This window comes from Celeribacter marinus, assembly GCF_965656515.1.
Classification (GTDB): Bacteria; Pseudomonadota; Alphaproteobacteria; order Rhodobacterales; family Rhodobacteraceae; genus Celeribacter; species Celeribacter marinus_D.
This window is the reverse complement of sequence record NZ_CBFHKW010000036.1, coordinates 1-15,899: the sequence shown is the minus strand read 5'-3', so window position 1 is coordinate 15,899 and position 15,899 is coordinate 1. Positions and strand designations below refer to the sequence as shown.

Below are 15,899 nucleotides of genomic sequence, written 5' to 3'. Positions count from 1 at the left end.
CGAGATCGAGATACCCGCAGCAATTGAGGGGGCGTCAGAAACCGGTGTCGCGGCTATTTCGGTTCTACAAGATGGGTTCGCGCCTGCCGCGCGTGAGGCGTTAACCGCATCAGCGCGTGCCGCGTATGACGAGGGCACACAAGGTTGGTTTGAAACGTTTACACGCACGCAACTAGGGTTACGCTCCTTGGATCCAAAAGACGGTGATAGTGCTGACGCAATCTTGTCACGGGCCAGCGCGAAGGTGACAGACGCAGATTTCCCTGCTGCCCTGTCAGAACTTGAGAATTTGCCGGATGCGGGTCGCACCGCAATGGCGGACTGGATCGAAAAGGCATCGGCACGTGTGGCCGTAACCGACGCGCTTCAATCCATGTTTGGTCAATAAGAAAGGCGCAAGAATGCTTCTGTCGCTTGTAAAAATAGTTATTTTCTTTGTTATCGTGGCTGCATTGGCCTACGGCGGCGTTCTTTTACTTGAAAGTGACGGGGGGCTTCAGCTTGCGTTTGGCGGGTATGAAATTGCACTCGGCCCACTTCAGGCTGTGATTGCGTTTGTTGCGCTTTTAGTCGCGCTTTGGATCATCATGAAGGTGATCGGGCTCGCCCTTGCTGTTGTTAAATTTCTCCTCGGAGATGAAACGGCATTGTCGCGGTATTTTGATCGAAATCGCGAGCGCAAAGGCTTTGAGGCATTGGCGGACGGAATGTTGGCCCTAGCCTCTGGCGAGGGGCGCGTTGCAATGTCAAAAGCCGCAAAAGCAGAGAAATATCTACGCAAACCAGAACTCACAAATCTGTTGACCGCGCAAGCCGCTGAGGCGGTGGGCGACAAGCGCAAAGCAGAAGAGGCGTATAAGCGCCTTTTGTCGGATGATCGGACGCGCTTTGTTGGTGTGCGTGGCATCCTGAAACAGCGACTGGATGCTGGAGATACGGACACGGCCCTTAAGCTTGCCGAAAAGGCATTTGCGATCAAGCCCAAGCATATCGAAACACAGGACGTTTTGCTAAAGTTGCAAGCGGATAAAGGCGACTGGTCCGCCGCGCGCAAAACTCTGTCCGCCAAACTCAAGCATGGCGCAATCCCCCGCGATGTCCACAAACGCAGAGATGCGGTTTTGGCACTATCGGAAGCTAAGGGGATTTTGGACGATGGCGCATCTATCGAAGCACGCGAAGCCGCTATTGAAGCCAACAAAAAGTCACCCGATCTCATTCCTGCGGCCGTCATGGCAGCTGATAATCTTGTGCAGAATGGAAACTCAAAACAGGCCACGCGAATCTTGAAAAAGGCATGGCAAGTTCAACCGCACCCAGATCTGGCGGCAGCATTTGCGCGCATTGAACCCGATGAAACTCCGGCGCAGCGCCTCAAACGATTTGGCGCACTAACAAAGACGAACATGGGTGATCCTGAAACAAAAATGCTTTTGGCCGAACTTCAAATTGCCAATGAGGATTTTCCGGCCGCCCGCCGCGCACTTGGGGACTTGGCCGAAATCAACCCAACGTCTCGTAGCCTTACGATCATGGCAGCTGTCGAGCGCGGCGAGGGCGGGAGTGACGTTGTGGTTCGTGGGTGGCTGACCCGCGCCCTCACCGCCCCGCGTGGCCCCCAATGGATTTGTGACAACTGCAATACTGTTCATACCGAATGGGCCCCCGTATGCGGAAATTGCAGCGGGTTTGACACGTTGAGCTGGCGGCAACCATCGCAGTCCGAGGTGGCCATGCCCGCCGGAACAGAAATGTTGCCCATGATCGTCGGCGCACCTGCGTCGACCGCCAGCGTTGTTTCAGTCGATGTGGACACGCCTGACGTTGTCGATGCTGAAATCGTCGCGGATGTAGCGTCAGAGACACAAGACAGTGATGCCAAAAATAGGGCTACACAGGTATAAAATAAGTTGCTAAAGACCATCTCGCAAACGATCAATAATCGCGCGCAAAAACGGTGCCGGTGTAGCTCATCTGGTAGAGCACATCATTCGTAATGATGGGGTAGTAGGTTCGAGTCCTATCACCGGCACCATTTACCATTTACATGAATTCACTCCCGACCTTTCACCATAATAGGGGTGAAATATCACGTGTATTCCACGCTCTAGGCGTTAAGTTGTAGATCAAAGGAGATCTACCTATGACCATTGAACTTGTTACCACGTCACCTATCGAGGGCCAGAAGCCGGGAACAAGCGGCCTTCGCAAAAAGACGAAGGTCTTCGAAGGGCGTCACTACCTTGAAAACTACGTTCAGGCGACGTTCAACGGCATTGGTGGCGTTAAGGGTAAGACCTTGGTTATCGGTGGTGACGGGCGATATTTCAATGATACTGCTATCCAAGTTATTTTGAGAATGGCCGCCGCGAACGGCGCGGCGTGTTGTGTTGTTGGACAAGCTGGCTTGTTATCGACGCCCGCGGCGTCACATCTCATTCGAAAACGCGGCGCCGATGGTGGATTGATTTTATCCGCCAGTCACAACCCTGGTGGCCCCAATGCTGATTTTGGATTGAAGTATAACGGCCCAAACGGTGGACCAGCGACACAAACCGTAACTGATGAAATTTACGAGCACACCAAATCTATTGTAGAGTACAGGGTACAGACGGCAGACGATGTTGATCTATCAAAAGTCGGCGTGACGCGATTGGGAAATCTGGTGGTTGAGGTCGTCGATCCAGTTTCAGACTATGCTGAATTGATGGCGCAACTGTTTGATTTTCCGAAAATCAGAGCGCTATTTTCATCCGGATTCACAATGCGGTTTGATGCGATGCACGCCGTCACCGGACCATATGCAATCAAGATTTTCGAAGAGATCCTTGGCGCGCCAAAAGGGACAGTGATCAATGGAAAACCTGCTCCCGATTTTGGTGGCGGTCATCCCGATCCCAACCCCACATGGGCAAAAGGATTGATGGATGAGATGTACTCTCACCATGCCCCAGACTTTGGTGCAGCATCTGATGGCGATGGTGATCGCAACATGATCGTGGGGCGCGGTGCTTACGTTACACCCTCCGATAGCCTTGCGCTACTCGCGGCAAAGGCGCACTTGGCCCCAGCATATGCAAATGGTCTAGTGGGAATTGCACGCTCCATGCCGACCTCAGGGGCGGTAGATCGCGTCGCGGAAAAACTTGGCATTGAATGCTATGAGACGCCGACAGGATGGAAGTACTTCGGCAATCTGCTTGATGCGGGCAAAGTGACGCTATGTGGTGAGGAAAGTGCGGGCACAGGATCTGATCATGTGCGCGAAAAGGACGGGCTTTGGGCCGTTCTTTTATGGCTCAATATCCTTGCTGAAACGCGCATGTCTGTATCCGAATTGATGGACGGCCTTTGGCGAGATTTCGGACGGTGTTTCTATTCGCGCCATGACTACGAGGATGTGGACGCGGAACAGGCAAATGCAATGATGGAAGCGCTGCGGGCGCAATTGCCAACGCTAACGGGGCTAGCGATCAACGGACTTGATGTCATTTATGCCGATGAATTCGCCTACGACGATCCCGTGGACGGATCACATTCAAGCGGACAAGGCATTAGAATTGGGTTTTCGGGGGGCAGTCGCGCCGTGTTCCGGCTATCGGGAACCGGAACTGTTGGTGCTACCATTCGGCTCTATCTCGAAAGATTTGAAACGGACACCGCACTTTTTGATATCGCGGTCGAAGATGCTTTGGCACCGATCACAGGTGCTGCGTTGGCTCTCTCGCATTTGCATAAATTCATCAACAAAATTGCTCCTGACGTGATCACCTAAACAAAACGACAAATGCCTAAACTTTTATAAGTTAAGCCGCCTTTCATATCTGCCTGATACATCTGGCGTTGGGTGAAATGTGAGGTGGTGGTATGAGTGCTAAAGGAAACGCACCGATAATCATCAAAAAGAAGAAGATCATTAAAGGCGGCGGTCACCATGGCGGCGCTTGGAAGGTTGCGTATGCTGACTTCGTAACGGCAATGATGGCGTTCTTTTTGTTGATGTGGTTGCTAAACGCGACAACGGAAAAGCAAAGAAAAGGGATAGCGGATTTTTTTAATCCAACCATTCCTGTGAACCGCATTTCAGGCGGTGGAGACGGTGTGTTCGGCGGAGATTCTGTCTTTACCGAGGAAACACTCTCGCAAAACGGAACTGGCGCGTCAGCCGGTGAGCAGGGAAACGTAGAGGCGGTGATTCAAGAAGCCAAATCCTTTGACGAGGTGCAATCATTGCTGTCCGCATTCAGCGGCGAAAGCATGGCCGCGGAAGCTGCCCTTCGTCACATTGTGACAAAGGTAACGGACGAGGGTCTCATCATTGAAATTCACGACCTAAAAAGTGAACCGCTTTTCGAGCCGAAAACACATCAACCGACCGAAGTGACAAACGTCATCGTGTCGATGCTATCGCGTGTATTCAACGTTGTTAAAAATGAAATTGCTGTCACGGGCTATGTCAGCGCACAACCTCTAGTGCTTGCAGATAATCCAGTTTGGGACTTATCGACACGCCGCGCGGATCAAATTCGACTACTGCTCGAAGCTGAGGGAACACCGACGACACGTATTCAACGTGTCACCGGATACGCTGATCGTAAACCCGTTACGCGTAACCCGATATCGTTTAGAAACAACCGCGTTGAGATTATCCTCTTGCGACAGTTTCCAATCATTAAATAGATCGGATTTTAGATGTTAGGTCGCTGTTAAGAGTAAATGTGCATGCTTGGGCCAACATAGGTCCAAGCATCAGAAAGGCGCTTCCCAATGACCATTTCCTCCTCGCTCAATGCAGGTGTCGCAGGCCTAAGCGCCAACGCCACGCGTCTAGCTACGATTTCCGACAACATCGCGAACTCGGGCACCTATGGATATAAGCGAGCAAACACTGAATTTGAATCTTTTGTAATTGGCGGAAATGCCGGAGCTGGCGTTTATTCCGCGGGCGGCGTCCGGTCCTTCACGTCACGCCTCGTCGAAGAGCAAGGCGCACTGATTTCCACGTCCAACGCAACAGATATCGCTGTTTCCGGCCGCGGAATGCTTCCGGTGACGACAGAAGTGTCGCTTGATGCTCAGTCTGGTGATCAACCTATGTTGATGACCACAACGGGGTCGTTTCACACCGATGCCAATGGCGTTCTAAAAACAGATTCCGGTTTGGTTTTGCTTGGTTGGCCTGCGGATGCAGATGGAACAATTCCAACCTTCCCGCGTGATACCATGTCAGGCATGGAGCCAATCGTGATCAATGCCAACCAAACGGCTGGCGATCCAACAACACGAATGAACCTCGGTGTAAACCTTCCGGCTGAAGATGCGACAAACCCATTGCCCCTATCGGTCGAGTATTTCGGAAACCTCGGGACATCTGAATCTCTCGATATCGTATTTACGCCTCAGGCTGCCGACAATACGTGGGTTATGACGATTTCTGACTCCGCACAAACCGGGGCCACCATCGGCGAATACACTCTCGTTTTCGATAGCTCTCGTGGTGCGGGTGGCACTCTTTCGTCTGTCACCCCAACTGCAAACAACCCGCTAACGGCCATCTATAACGATACTGAAGGTACGCTCGCCCTCGAGGTGGCTGGTGGACCAATTGAAGCAACAATCGGCAAAATCGGCGACACAAATGGGCTAACGCAGCTTTCTGATAGCTTTGCACCCACGCAGATCACCAAAGACGGCTCACCCGTCGGCAACCTGACATCGGTTGAAGTGGATGACAACGGCTATATGACCGCGACATACGACACAGGATTTACGCGCCGTATTTATCAGATCCCGCTTGTTGATGTGCCCAACCCCAATGGCCTGATCTCACTCAACAACCAGACCTATCAAGTTTCTCCAAATTCCGGCTCTTTCTTTTTGTGGGATGCGGGTGATGGGCCAACGGGTGCTATAGCAGGCTATGCGCGCGAGGGATCGACCACGGATGTAGCAGGCGAATTGACCGATCTCATTCAAACGCAACGCGCCTATTCATCGAATGCCAAAGTGATCCAAACCGTGGATGAAATGCTGCAGGAGACAACCAACATCAAACGCTGACGTTGATCTAGGTAACCTGAATTGAAACGAGACCGCCATGAGTATCACGAATGCCTTATCCAATGCCCTATCAGGCTTAAACGCGACAACGCGTGCTGCGGGCGTTGTGTCCTCGAATGTCGCGAACGCGATGACCGAGGGATACGGACGGCGCGAAATTGAGTTGGGCACACGTCAAGTGGGCGGTCAGGCATCCGGTGTATCCGTTGTGTCGGTTCACCGGGTGACCGATCCTGTGATCATGGGGGAACGCCGTCTCTCAGACGGCCTTGTCGCACTGGAGAGTACTCGTGTTGACTACCACGATACGATTTCTCGCGCCTTGGGGCAGGCAGATGATTCAGGGTCTATTACCGGACTTATCGTAGATCTCGAGACAAGCATTATTGAGGCCGCAAACCATCCGGAATCCGATGCGCACTTGTACGAAGTCTCCAATTCAGCATCGGCACTTGCGGATAAAATAAACCGAGCGGCAGACATGATTTCATCGGTGCGCCAAAATGCAGACCGCGACATTTCTAACACCGTTGACCGACTACAAAGTGCACTGTCCAAAGTCGTAAAAATGAACGTCGAAATACAGGAAAATGTATCGTCGGGATACGATGCCAGCGGCCTGATTGATCAACGCCAGACCATAATAGACGAAATCTCTAAAATTATACCCGTCAAAGAGGTTGAGCGGGAAAACGGTATGGTCTCATTGTATTCTCCGGGTGGAGCAATCCTAGTCTCGTCCAAGGCTGCAACATTAGACTTTACTCCCATTGGCAAAATCACCCCTGATATGACCCTTGATCCCGGGATTCTATCGGGCTTAACGATCAACGGCCAACCGGTCTCAACACGCGCTGACAAGGGACCAATTGCCGGAGGCCAACTTGCCGGCCTGTTTGAAATACGCGATACGCTCGCGCCCGAAGCACAGACCAAACTCGATGCTTTTACCAGAGATTTAATGATAAGGTTCGAAGATCCGTCCATGGATCCGACACTTGCCGTCGGTATGGCCGGACTATTTACAGACAACAATGCGCCATTTGATGCCGCCGAGGAATTGGGGCTATCGAACCGGATTTCGGTCAACGCGGCCGTTGATCCCAAAAGCGGCGGGGAACTTTGGCGTCTACGCGATGGATTGGGCGCAACAAGCGAGGGGGACGCAGGCGATGCTAGCCTTCTTCAGGCGATGCTTGCAAACCTGCAAAGTGGGATTGCGACTGTCTCGGGTGGCTTTTCAGCAATTGAACGCTCGAGCAGCAGCCTTTCCTCAGATTTATTTTCCTTCTTTGAGACGGCGAGCCTCGCCTCAGAAAGCGATCTGAGTTTTGCAAGCGCCCAACAAGCCACACTAAAGAGCATTGAACTCGAAAACGGCGTGGACACCGATCAAGAACTTCAAAAGCTGCTCGTGATTGAACGTTCCTACGCTGCAAATGCCAAAGTTATCGAAACGGTCGAAGCATTGTTCGATCAATTGATGAGGATCTGAACATGAATTCTGTGACCATAGGTGATCTTTCGACAGTGTTCAGACGCATGTCTCTAGTGAACCAAACCAAAACAAACCTTGAAACCTATTCCATGGAAATCGCGAGCGGACGCAAGGCCGAGCTTAGCAAGTCTTTAAGCGGAAATTTCACACCATTAGCCAGTATGGAACGCACATTGCGCACCATAGAAAGCTATCAGCGCGGTGTGGATGATGCCGTCTTTTTCGCGTCGTCCATGCAAAACGTTCTAGGGTCTGTCGCGGGCCATGTGGACGATGCCGCAGCCCCGCTATTCAACTCAGCGACATATAACAACTCCGCGACAATGGAAATCACTAGCACCGAAACGCGTGCAACACTCGACTCAGTTGTATACGCATTTAATACCCGCGCTGGTGGACGAGCGCTATTTAGTGGCGCAGCCACGCAAACTACACCGCTTCAAAGTTCCGAAACCTTGATGGCTGAAATTCAAACGGCAATAGCCGGGGCGACTACGGCCGACGAAATTATTACTGCTGTTGACGCGTGGTTCGCGCCAGGTAGTGGCAGCTATGATACCGCGATGTACAAAGGCTCGGCCTCACCAAAATCTGGCTTTGTGCTCAACGACTATGAAACCGCAAGCTTTGACATTACCGCCTCTAATCAAGGGGTGAGAGACACATTGAAGGGACTCGTACTAGGCGCACTTGTGTCAGAAGGCGCGTTGCCCGGAGATCTCTCTGAACAAGCCAAGCTGATGCAAACTGCGGGTGAGCGCCTTTACGGGGCGAGCGGAAAGATGCAGCTTTTGTCATCACGCGTGGGCGCCCAAGAAGCTAAGATCGAAGCGGCGTCTGTACGAAACACAGCCGAACAATACGCAACAGAGCGGGCCAAACTAGAAATTGTGTCTGCCGATATCTACGATTCAGCCGCCAAACTGACCCAAGCCGAAACCCAACTTGAAATGATGTACACAATAACTGCGCGTCTTTCTACCCTCAAGCTATCGGACTACATTTAATGCATAGATTTTTGTCATTTATACTCGCCATACTTTTCGTAACCACACTCACCGCAAGTGCGAGCACCATTCGCTTGAAAGATGTTGTCGAATTTGATGGCGTGCGTGGCAACGATTTAGTTGGCTACGGCTTGATTGTTGGGCTCGACGGTAGCGGTGACGGGATACGAAACTCTCCGTTCACCGAAGAGATTATGTCCAATATACTCGAGCGACTGGGCGTGAACGTAACAGGCGAACAATTCCGACCCAAAAATGTGGCTGCCGTTTTCGTCACCGCAACTCTTCCGCCTTTTGCACGCACGGGGTCAAAAATTGATGTGACCGTTTCGGCGATTGGGGACGCTAAAAGCCTTATGGGTGGGACGTTGATTATGACTCCCCTCACGGCACCAGATGGTGAGATCTACGCTGTAGCCCAAGGAACCTTGATTGCAGGAGGTGCCACAGCCGCCGGCGATGGCGCCGCCGTCACACAAGGCGTTCCGACGGCGGGAGTTATTCCGTCTGGTGCGCGAATTGAGCGAGAAATCGAATTTGATTTCGCCTCATTGCAAACCATTCGGCTGGCATTACGGGAGCCTGATTTCACCACTGCGCAACGGGTCGAAACTGCAATTAATGCAGAGTTTAGCAGAGTCGTTGCGCGTATGGTGGACGCGGGTACCGTTCAGTTAGATATAGCCGCGACACGCACGCCATCCCCTGCTCACGCTTTGGGAATCGTTGAAAATTTGCTAATTACACCGGAGCGCAAAGCGCGCGTTGTGGTGGATCAACGATCCGGAACAATTGTTATGGGCGAAGATGTTAGAATTTCACGCGTGGCCGTGAGCCAAGGAAACTTGACGCTGCGCATCCAAGAGGAACCACTTGTCGTACAGCCGAACCCATTTACCGATGGTACATCGGTCGTGGTACCGCGCACTCAGGCTGCCATTCAAGAGGAACCAGGTATTGGCCTTGCCGAAATTGATGACGGGACCTCTCTTTCTGAAGTTATTGCAGGCCTCAACGCATTGGGCGTCTCGCCGCGCGACATGATCGATATTTTAAAAAGCATTAAAGCCGCAGGAGCACTACATGCGGAGTTCGTGGTGCACTAAACGAGGCGCTGCCATTTGATCTGGAGTAGTCTGAAAAGTGGACAGCATCCGCCACCTCGAGCCAAGTCGAAACATCACTAAAATTAGTCGTTTTCTTGGTCTGTAGCTTCTTCGGTTTTATTGCCATCTCGCAAGAATGAGCCGCGATAGGTCAACGACTATTCGCCGCTTGTATCCGGCGCAGGTGGCTATAGAATTTCTATATGATAGAACGCAACGAATTATTGAGAAGCTTCGTAGATACAACGGAGTGGAAAACTGCCACTTGGCAGCCACTTGCAGGCGACGCGTCTCGGCGGCGTTACACTCGCTTGATCAACGTAAACACGCGGCAAAGCGCCATGCTCATGGACGCGCCCCCCGAATATGGGGAAGATGTGCGTCCATTTTTGCACGTAGGATCGTACTTGGGGGATCTCGGGCTCTCTGCGCCGCGAACATATGCATCGGATGAGACCAACGGATTCTTAATCATCGAAGATCTGGGCGACACTCTCTTTGATCAAGTTTGCAATTCTAGTCCGTCTCTTGAGTGGCCACTGTATAAAACAGCGGTCGAGGTTTTGGCTCAGATCGTTCTCGCCGCCCCGATCGCGGGGGTGCAGGATTATGCAGACCAGATGACAGATCTCGCCCTGTCATGCTATCGATGGTACGCAGACGCACTTACCGACCATCAGGCGGCTGGTATGGTGAAGGCGTGCAAAGCCGAATTGGAGCCGCTTGTGGCATCCATGGGCTCTGGACATTCAACGATTTTGCGCGATTTTCATGCACAAAACCTGATATGGCTACCTGAGCGGACCGGCTTAAAACGTGTTGGACTTTTGGACTACCAAGACGCAATGCTGGGGCATACCCCCTATGATCTCGTGTCACTCCTAAAGGACGCGCGCAGGGACGTATCAACAGGCGTGCGAGAACGAGCCATGGCACATTTTTCGGTTGTGGCAGAAATAGATCGTAATGAACTTGATCGCGGTGCCGCTATTTGTTCAGCTCAGCGCAATATGCGGATTTTGATGATTTTCGCACGTATGTCGCTTCATTTTAAAAAGCCACACTATGTCGATTTGATCCCGCGTGTTTGGGCACATTTGATGTCGGACCTCCAACACCCCGACCTTGCTCCCTTGCGGAAAGTCGTATGCGAAACACTACCTGTTCCAACACCGGAAAACTTGCAAGTATTGAGAGATAAATGCGGCACTGTCCCAACGATGTAATGTTATTTTGTGCAGGTCGCGGTTCACGGATGCGCGCCTTGACCGAAGGATGTCCAAAGCCGATGATTCACGTCGCAGGCCGTCCACTCATTGATCATGCGTTGGCACATTTCGATACCTTTGAAACTCGAGTCGCAAACACTCACTATTTGCCTGAATCTATCGATCAACACCTCGCTACACGTGGCGTTACCACTATATTTGAGCCTGATCTCTTGGAAACCGGCGGAGGGTTAAAAAACGCCTCATCTCTCTTCAATGGTGATGCCGTTTTCACAATGAATACAGATGCCGTTTGGCTAGGTGATGGTGCGGTTGATGCATTGCGAAGCGCATGGAATCCGGATGTGATGGACGCGCTTTTGCTCACTGTGAATTTGAGTAAAACACACGGTCATCTTGGATCAGGTGATTTCAATATCGACTCTGACGGCCGAATTCACCGCGGGGGCGATTTGGTTTATACGGGTCTTCAAATTATAAAATTGGACCCCGTCAAAGAGATTTCAGACACAGCGTTTTCCATGAATAAGGTTTGGGACGCGCTCAATAAAAAAGGCCGGTTATTTGGTGCGCAATTTGATGGTCAATGGTGCGACGTCGGCCATCCCAAAAGCATCGAAATTGCCGAAGCCGCCCTAAAGGATCATGGCAATGTTTGAACCAAGTGATAAGCCTCGCCTCTTTGGGCTAGCCTGCGGAATCGATTTTCCGCGCGCCATCAAGGAAGGCATTTTGAGCCGATTTGGGAATGACGCACCTGAGCTTTTGGCGCGTACAGAGGTTTTCGTAAATACATCGCGTATGAAACGCGATCTGATTGCGGCGTTTGATGATGGGACCACACGATTACTTCCACGTATTCGACTCGTCACGGAATTGAGTAATGACTTTAGGTTTCGCGATGTGCGGATGCCTGTTTCGGGTTTACGCTTAAGACTGGAATTGTCTCAACTCGTAGCTCACTTTCTAGATAATCGCCCCAGTTTTGCGGAACGCTCTGCGGTTTATGGGTTGGCTGACACTCTTGCTCTGTTGCTTGGCGAAATGCACGACGAGGCTGTGACATACGACATACTTTCAAATCTGAAATTGGAAAATACGTCCGACCATTGGCGCGAAGCGCTCGAATTTCTAAAAATCGTAAAAGACATTTACGATCGAGATTCAGACATTCCTCCACTGGTCGAAGAGCGAATGAGGACAGTGGTTGATCGGCTGGGCGACCTGTGGGCGAAATCCGCGCCAACTCATCCTATTTTGGTCGTTGGCTCGACAGGTTCACGCGGAACAACAGCGCGATTTATGGAATTGGTGGCACGATTGCCCCAGGGTGGTGTTGTTCAACCCGGCGTTGATTTCGAGATGCCACAACATGTTTGGGACCGGCTGGCCGACCCGACAATCAGTGGCCAAATGCAAGACCACCCACAAGAGCGTATTGTCAGACTTGCGACACATCTTGGCTTATCGAAACGCGATGTAACCCCCTTTTTTGAGATAGATTCGCCAAGTGAAGACCGCAATAAGATACTATCCTTAGCTCTACGTCCTGCCCCGGTTACAGATGACTGGATGACGGAGGGCCCAAAGCTCAAAGGCGTTTTGCAAGCCTGTGAAAACCTAACTTTGATCGAAGCCCAAGATCCGAGACGCGAAGCAACATCTGTTGCGTTAATCTTGCGCAAAGCGGCGGAGGACGGGACGCGTGCGGCACTCATCACGCCTGATCGCGACCTTGCGCGCCAAGTCTGTGCCATGTTGGACCGATGGGGCATTGACCCCGATGACAGTGCCGGTGAGCCGTTAAACCAAACGCCTGCGGGACGCCTGTTTCGTTTGATTTCAAACCTTTTTGGGCGTCAGATTGCCGCTCAAGATATGATTGTTCTATTGAAGCACCCACTGGTCGCACGCGGAGATATCGCAGATGAAAGCAAACGCGGTATCCACCTGCTTTGGACGAGGCAACTTGAGGTACATCTTCGGCGCAACTCCGTAGCGTTTCCAACCAAAGACAAATTGATTGAATGGGCCAAAAAGGCAGGAAAAGCCTCCAATGACATGGATGACCGCATGGCGTGGGCCACGTGGATCTCTGATCTTTTGGCACCGGCGGCAGGCGTAGGAACGAGATCTCTTTCTGCCCACCTTGATCATGCAATGGCATTGGCAAGTGGCCTCGCGAGCGGTCCGTCTGGCTCTGACGATAGATCACTTTGGGATAACCTATCGGGGCGTGAAATGCGCCGTGTCATGGACGAGCTCATGCGCGAGGCAAAGTGGGGTGCGGACATGACCCCATTCGAATTCGACGATATGTTTCGCGCTGTAGTGGGGCGTGCCATGTCGCGTGATCCGACCCCAAAGCACCCAAATGTTATGATTTGGGGGACATTAGAAGCACGTTCACTTCAGGCAGATCTTGTGATTGTTGGTGGCATGAACGATGGAATTTGGCCGCCACAACCAAAACCCGATCCATGGTTTTCACGCGAAATGCGAAAAGACGCAGGCCTACTGTCACCAGAACAAATGATAGGTCTGTCCGCCCACGATTTCCAACAGGCATTCGGCGCGCGCGAAGTCGTCATTTCTCGCGCTATTCGTGACGCCGAGGCGGAAACTGTTCCAAGTCGGTGGGTTATCCGTCTCACCAATTTACTGCATGGAATGAGCGATGAAGGCATGCAGGCGCTGCGTGATATGCGCGCCCGCGGCGTACAGTGGACACAATGGGCGACGTTGCTAGACCAGCCCGATCCGGCGCGCGATGTAATGGAGCTGGCCAAACGACCCTCCCCGCGTCCACCGATAGAGGCGAGGCCGCGCTCCCTGTCTGTCACGCGCATTGAAACGCTCATCAGAGATCCATACGCGATTTATGCGAGTAAAATTCTGGGGCTCTACAAACTTGCTCCGCTCAATACGACACCCGACCCACGAGATCGCGGGAATGCGTTCCACGATATTATGGAGCGTTTTGTGGATAAATATGTGTCTGGAGAAACTGGATCAGATGCCGCATTGCGGCTTTTGTCACTCACCGACGAGGTGTTGAACGAAACTGTTGTTTGGCCCACAGAGCGGCGCATTTGGCGTTCCCGAATGCGAAAAGTCGCCCATCGCCTCGCATCTCGTGAGGTTGAAAGGCTTTCGACTGGCGGTAATGTCGGGCTTGAAAAAGACGGAAGAATTGTTCTACCGAATATTGATTTTACTCTAACCTGCCAAGCAGATCGAATTGATCGGATGGATGGTGGTGGTTACCATATTTTCGATTACAAGGCGTCTGTTCCCCCGACCCAAAAGGACGCAAAGGCATTTCGTATTCAGCTTCTTCTAGAGGCGCTTATCTTGCAGGATGGTTCATTCGATGACATCGCCCAAGGGAACGTTCGGCGTGTGAGTTACCTTGGGCTGGATAAAGAGTTGAAGGTGACGCAGATCGATATCGACGCAGGAATTGTTGCAGACGTCCGTAGAAAGCTAACTGCGCTCATCTCAAATTATGACAAGCTGGAAACAGGATATACCGCGCGACGAGCTCCAAAATTTAATAGCTTTCCCAGCGACTACGATCTGCTCTCACGGTTTAAAGAGTGGACAGAAGCAGACACGGCATTTGGTGAGGATATGCAATGAGCTATCCTGATGAAGCAACTGCGCGCCAATTGGCCGCGGCACGTCCAGATCGATCAACATGGTTGGCCGCGAATGCGGGATCTGGAAAGACAAAGGTTCTAACAGATCGGGTGACGCGACTTTTGTTAGAGGGCACGCCTCCACAGCACATTTTATGCCTCACCTACACCAAAGCCGCCGCATCAGAGATGCAAAACCGTTTGTTCAAGCGGCTCGGTGAATGGGCTATGTTGAACGAAGCTGACCTGCGGCACGAGGTAACAAAACTCAGCCCTCATACGGTCCTTGATGACGCACTTATCCGCCATGCGCGCACGTTGTTCGCGCGCGCAATCGAGACGCCAGGCGGGCTAAAAATCCAAACCATTCACTCGTTTTGTGGGGGACTTTTGCGACGTTTCCCACTTGAGGCGGGAGTATCGCCACAATACCGCGAACTGGATGACCGAACCTCCAAAGAAATACTCAGAGACGTTCTTGAGAACATATCAGACGGTCCGAACCAAAAAATTATCGATCAAGTCGCTTTGCATCTTAGCGAAGATGTCTATGCCTTGGCGTCCGATATCTTGTTGTCTCAAGAGAAGTTTGACCAGACTCGAACTGAACCAGAGATTTGGGCATGGTTTGAATTGGCTGAGGGTTTTGACGAAGCCACTCTTTTGCGTGAAGTGTTTTTGGGGAGCGAGCGGGCGTTGTTCGCTCAGATTGCAACCATCTTGTCGTCCTCATCCAAATCAACAGACACAGATTTTGCAAAAGAGTGCGCTCAATGGGTATCGTCAGAGATCTCTACCGATTTGCTTAAACGTTGTGCGACAAAGTTTTTGTTTGGCGAAAAAACCAAAAACCCTTTGTGCTCCAAGTGGGGTCATTCTCATGGCGGACTACCAACAAAGGATATGCGGGAAAAACATGCAGACGCACTTGAACCCCTAAGGCTTCTTATGTCCCGCGTTGAAAAATACGCCCCCATTCTTAGCCGCCTGGAAGACGCGAAACGGACAGCCATACTTCATCGCTTTGCGCGCGTTCTAATTCCTAAGTATTTGGCAAAAAAGTCATTCGCCGGTCTGCTCGATTTTGACGATATGATCCGAAAAGCGCGAGACCTGCTTTCCAATTCAATGACGGCGCAATGGGTTCTCTTTCGCTTGGATGGCGGCATTGATCATATTCTTGTGGATGAGGCGCAAGACACATCACCCGACCAATGGGTTGTTGTTCGACGGCTGGCGGAGGAGTTTGCGTCAGGCCAGGGCGCGCGCCCAGATGTGAAGCGAACAATCTTTGTCGTTGGTGACAAAAAACAGTCAATTTATTCGTTCCAAGGCGCTGATCCATCAGGATTTGATGA

Annotated in this window: 12 protein-coding genes and 1 tRNA gene; all 13 read left to right on the top strand. The window is 51.7% G+C overall.

Going from position 1 to position 15,899, the window contains the following annotated elements:
• Positions 1–388: COG4223 family protein (locus ACTG34_RS09185; protein ID WP_439104633.1), on the top strand; the 388-nt coding region annotated here is incomplete at its 5' end.
• 13 nt (positions 389–401) lie between these two features.
• Positions 402–1,904 carry a heme biosynthesis protein HemY gene (locus ACTG34_RS09180; protein WP_439104632.1) on the top strand — a complete coding sequence of 501 codons (1,503 nt, stop codon included), beginning with the start codon at positions 402–404 and terminating at the stop codon, positions 1,902–1,904.
• Between the two features lie 55 nt (positions 1,905–1,959).
• A tRNA-Thr gene (locus ACTG34_RS09175) sits at positions 1,960–2,035 on the top strand.
• 108 nt (positions 2,036–2,143) lie between these two features.
• The gene (locus ACTG34_RS09170; protein WP_439104631.1) at positions 2,144–3,775 is read left to right on the top strand and encodes an alpha-D-glucose phosphate-specific phosphoglucomutase; all 1,632 of its coding nucleotides are present in this window, start codon (positions 2,144–2,146) and stop codon (positions 3,773–3,775) included.
• A 92-nt stretch (positions 3,776–3,867) separates the two neighbouring features.
• Positions 3,868–4,680, top strand: coding sequence for an OmpA/MotB family protein (locus tag ACTG34_RS09165; protein WP_439104630.1), 813 nt, complete (start codon positions 3,868–3,870; stop codon positions 4,678–4,680).
• 87 nt (positions 4,681–4,767) lie between these two features.
• Positions 4,768–6,060 (top strand): flagellar hook protein FlgE, encoded by a 1,293-nt coding sequence (locus ACTG34_RS09160; protein WP_439104629.1) that lies wholly within the window; start codon positions 4,768–4,770, stop codon positions 6,058–6,060.
• Positions 6,061–6,097: 37 nt separating this feature from the next.
• Positions 6,098–7,555, top strand: a complete 1,458-nt coding sequence (gene flgK / locus ACTG34_RS09155; protein ID WP_439104628.1) for a flagellar hook-associated protein FlgK — start codon at positions 6,098–6,100, stop codon at positions 7,553–7,555.
• Positions 7,556–7,557: 2 nt separating this feature from the next.
• Positions 7,558–8,565, top strand: coding sequence for a flagellin (locus tag ACTG34_RS09150; protein WP_439104627.1), 1,008 nt, complete (start codon positions 7,558–7,560; stop codon positions 8,563–8,565).
• A complete protein-coding gene (locus ACTG34_RS09145) occupies positions 8,565–9,671 on the top strand; it encodes a flagellar basal body P-ring protein FlgI (RefSeq protein WP_439104626.1) in 1,107 nt (368 codons plus the stop codon). Before ACTG34_RS09150 ends, ACTG34_RS09145 begins: the two co-directional genes overlap by 1 nt.
• A 203-nt stretch (positions 9,672–9,874) precedes the next feature.
• A complete protein-coding gene (locus tag ACTG34_RS09140; RefSeq protein WP_439104625.1) occupies positions 9,875–10,897 on the top strand; it encodes an aminoglycoside phosphotransferase family protein in 1,023 nt (340 codons plus the stop codon).
• Positions 10,873–11,559, top strand: a complete 687-nt coding sequence (locus tag ACTG34_RS09135; protein ID WP_439104624.1) for a nucleotidyltransferase family protein — start codon at positions 10,873–10,875, stop codon at positions 11,557–11,559. Before ACTG34_RS09140 ends, ACTG34_RS09135 begins: the two co-directional genes overlap by 25 nt.
• Positions 11,552–14,542, top strand: coding sequence for a double-strand break repair protein AddB (addB, locus tag ACTG34_RS09130; protein ID WP_439104623.1), 2,991 nt, complete (start codon positions 11,552–11,554; stop codon positions 14,540–14,542). The genes ACTG34_RS09135 and addB overlap by 8 nt, the downstream gene beginning before the upstream one ends.
• The coding region (locus tag ACTG34_RS09125; protein ID WP_439104622.1) for a UvrD-helicase domain-containing protein at positions 14,539–15,899 on the top strand (1,361 nt) is incomplete at its 3' end. The genes addB and ACTG34_RS09125, both read left to right, overlap by 4 nt.

Coding starts and splice junctions, on each gene's coding strand:
- ACTG34_RS09180 (WP_439104632.1), top strand. CDS start 402: ATGCTTCTGTCGCTTGTAAAAATAGTTATTTTCTTTGTTATCGTGGCT.
- ACTG34_RS09170 (WP_439104631.1), top strand. CDS start 2,144: ATGACCATTGAACTTGTTACCACGTCACCTATCGAGGGCCAGAAGCCG.
- ACTG34_RS09165 (WP_439104630.1), top strand. CDS start 3,868: ATGAGTGCTAAAGGAAACGCACCGATAATCATCAAAAAGAAGAAGATC.
- ACTG34_RS09160 (WP_439104629.1), top strand. CDS start 4,768: ATGACCATTTCCTCCTCGCTCAATGCAGGTGTCGCAGGCCTAAGCGCC.
- flgK (WP_439104628.1), top strand. CDS start 6,098: ATGAGTATCACGAATGCCTTATCCAATGCCCTATCAGGCTTAAACGCG.
- ACTG34_RS09150 (WP_439104627.1), top strand. CDS start 7,558: ATGAATTCTGTGACCATAGGTGATCTTTCGACAGTGTTCAGACGCATG.
- ACTG34_RS09145 (WP_439104626.1), top strand. CDS start 8,565: ATGCATAGATTTTTGTCATTTATACTCGCCATACTTTTCGTAACCACA.
- ACTG34_RS09140 (WP_439104625.1), top strand. CDS start 9,875: ATGATAGAACGCAACGAATTATTGAGAAGCTTCGTAGATACAACGGAG.
- ACTG34_RS09135 (WP_439104624.1), top strand. CDS start 10,873: ATGCGGCACTGTCCCAACGATGTAATGTTATTTTGTGCAGGTCGCGGT.
- addB (WP_439104623.1), top strand. CDS start 11,552: ATGTTTGAACCAAGTGATAAGCCTCGCCTCTTTGGGCTAGCCTGCGGA.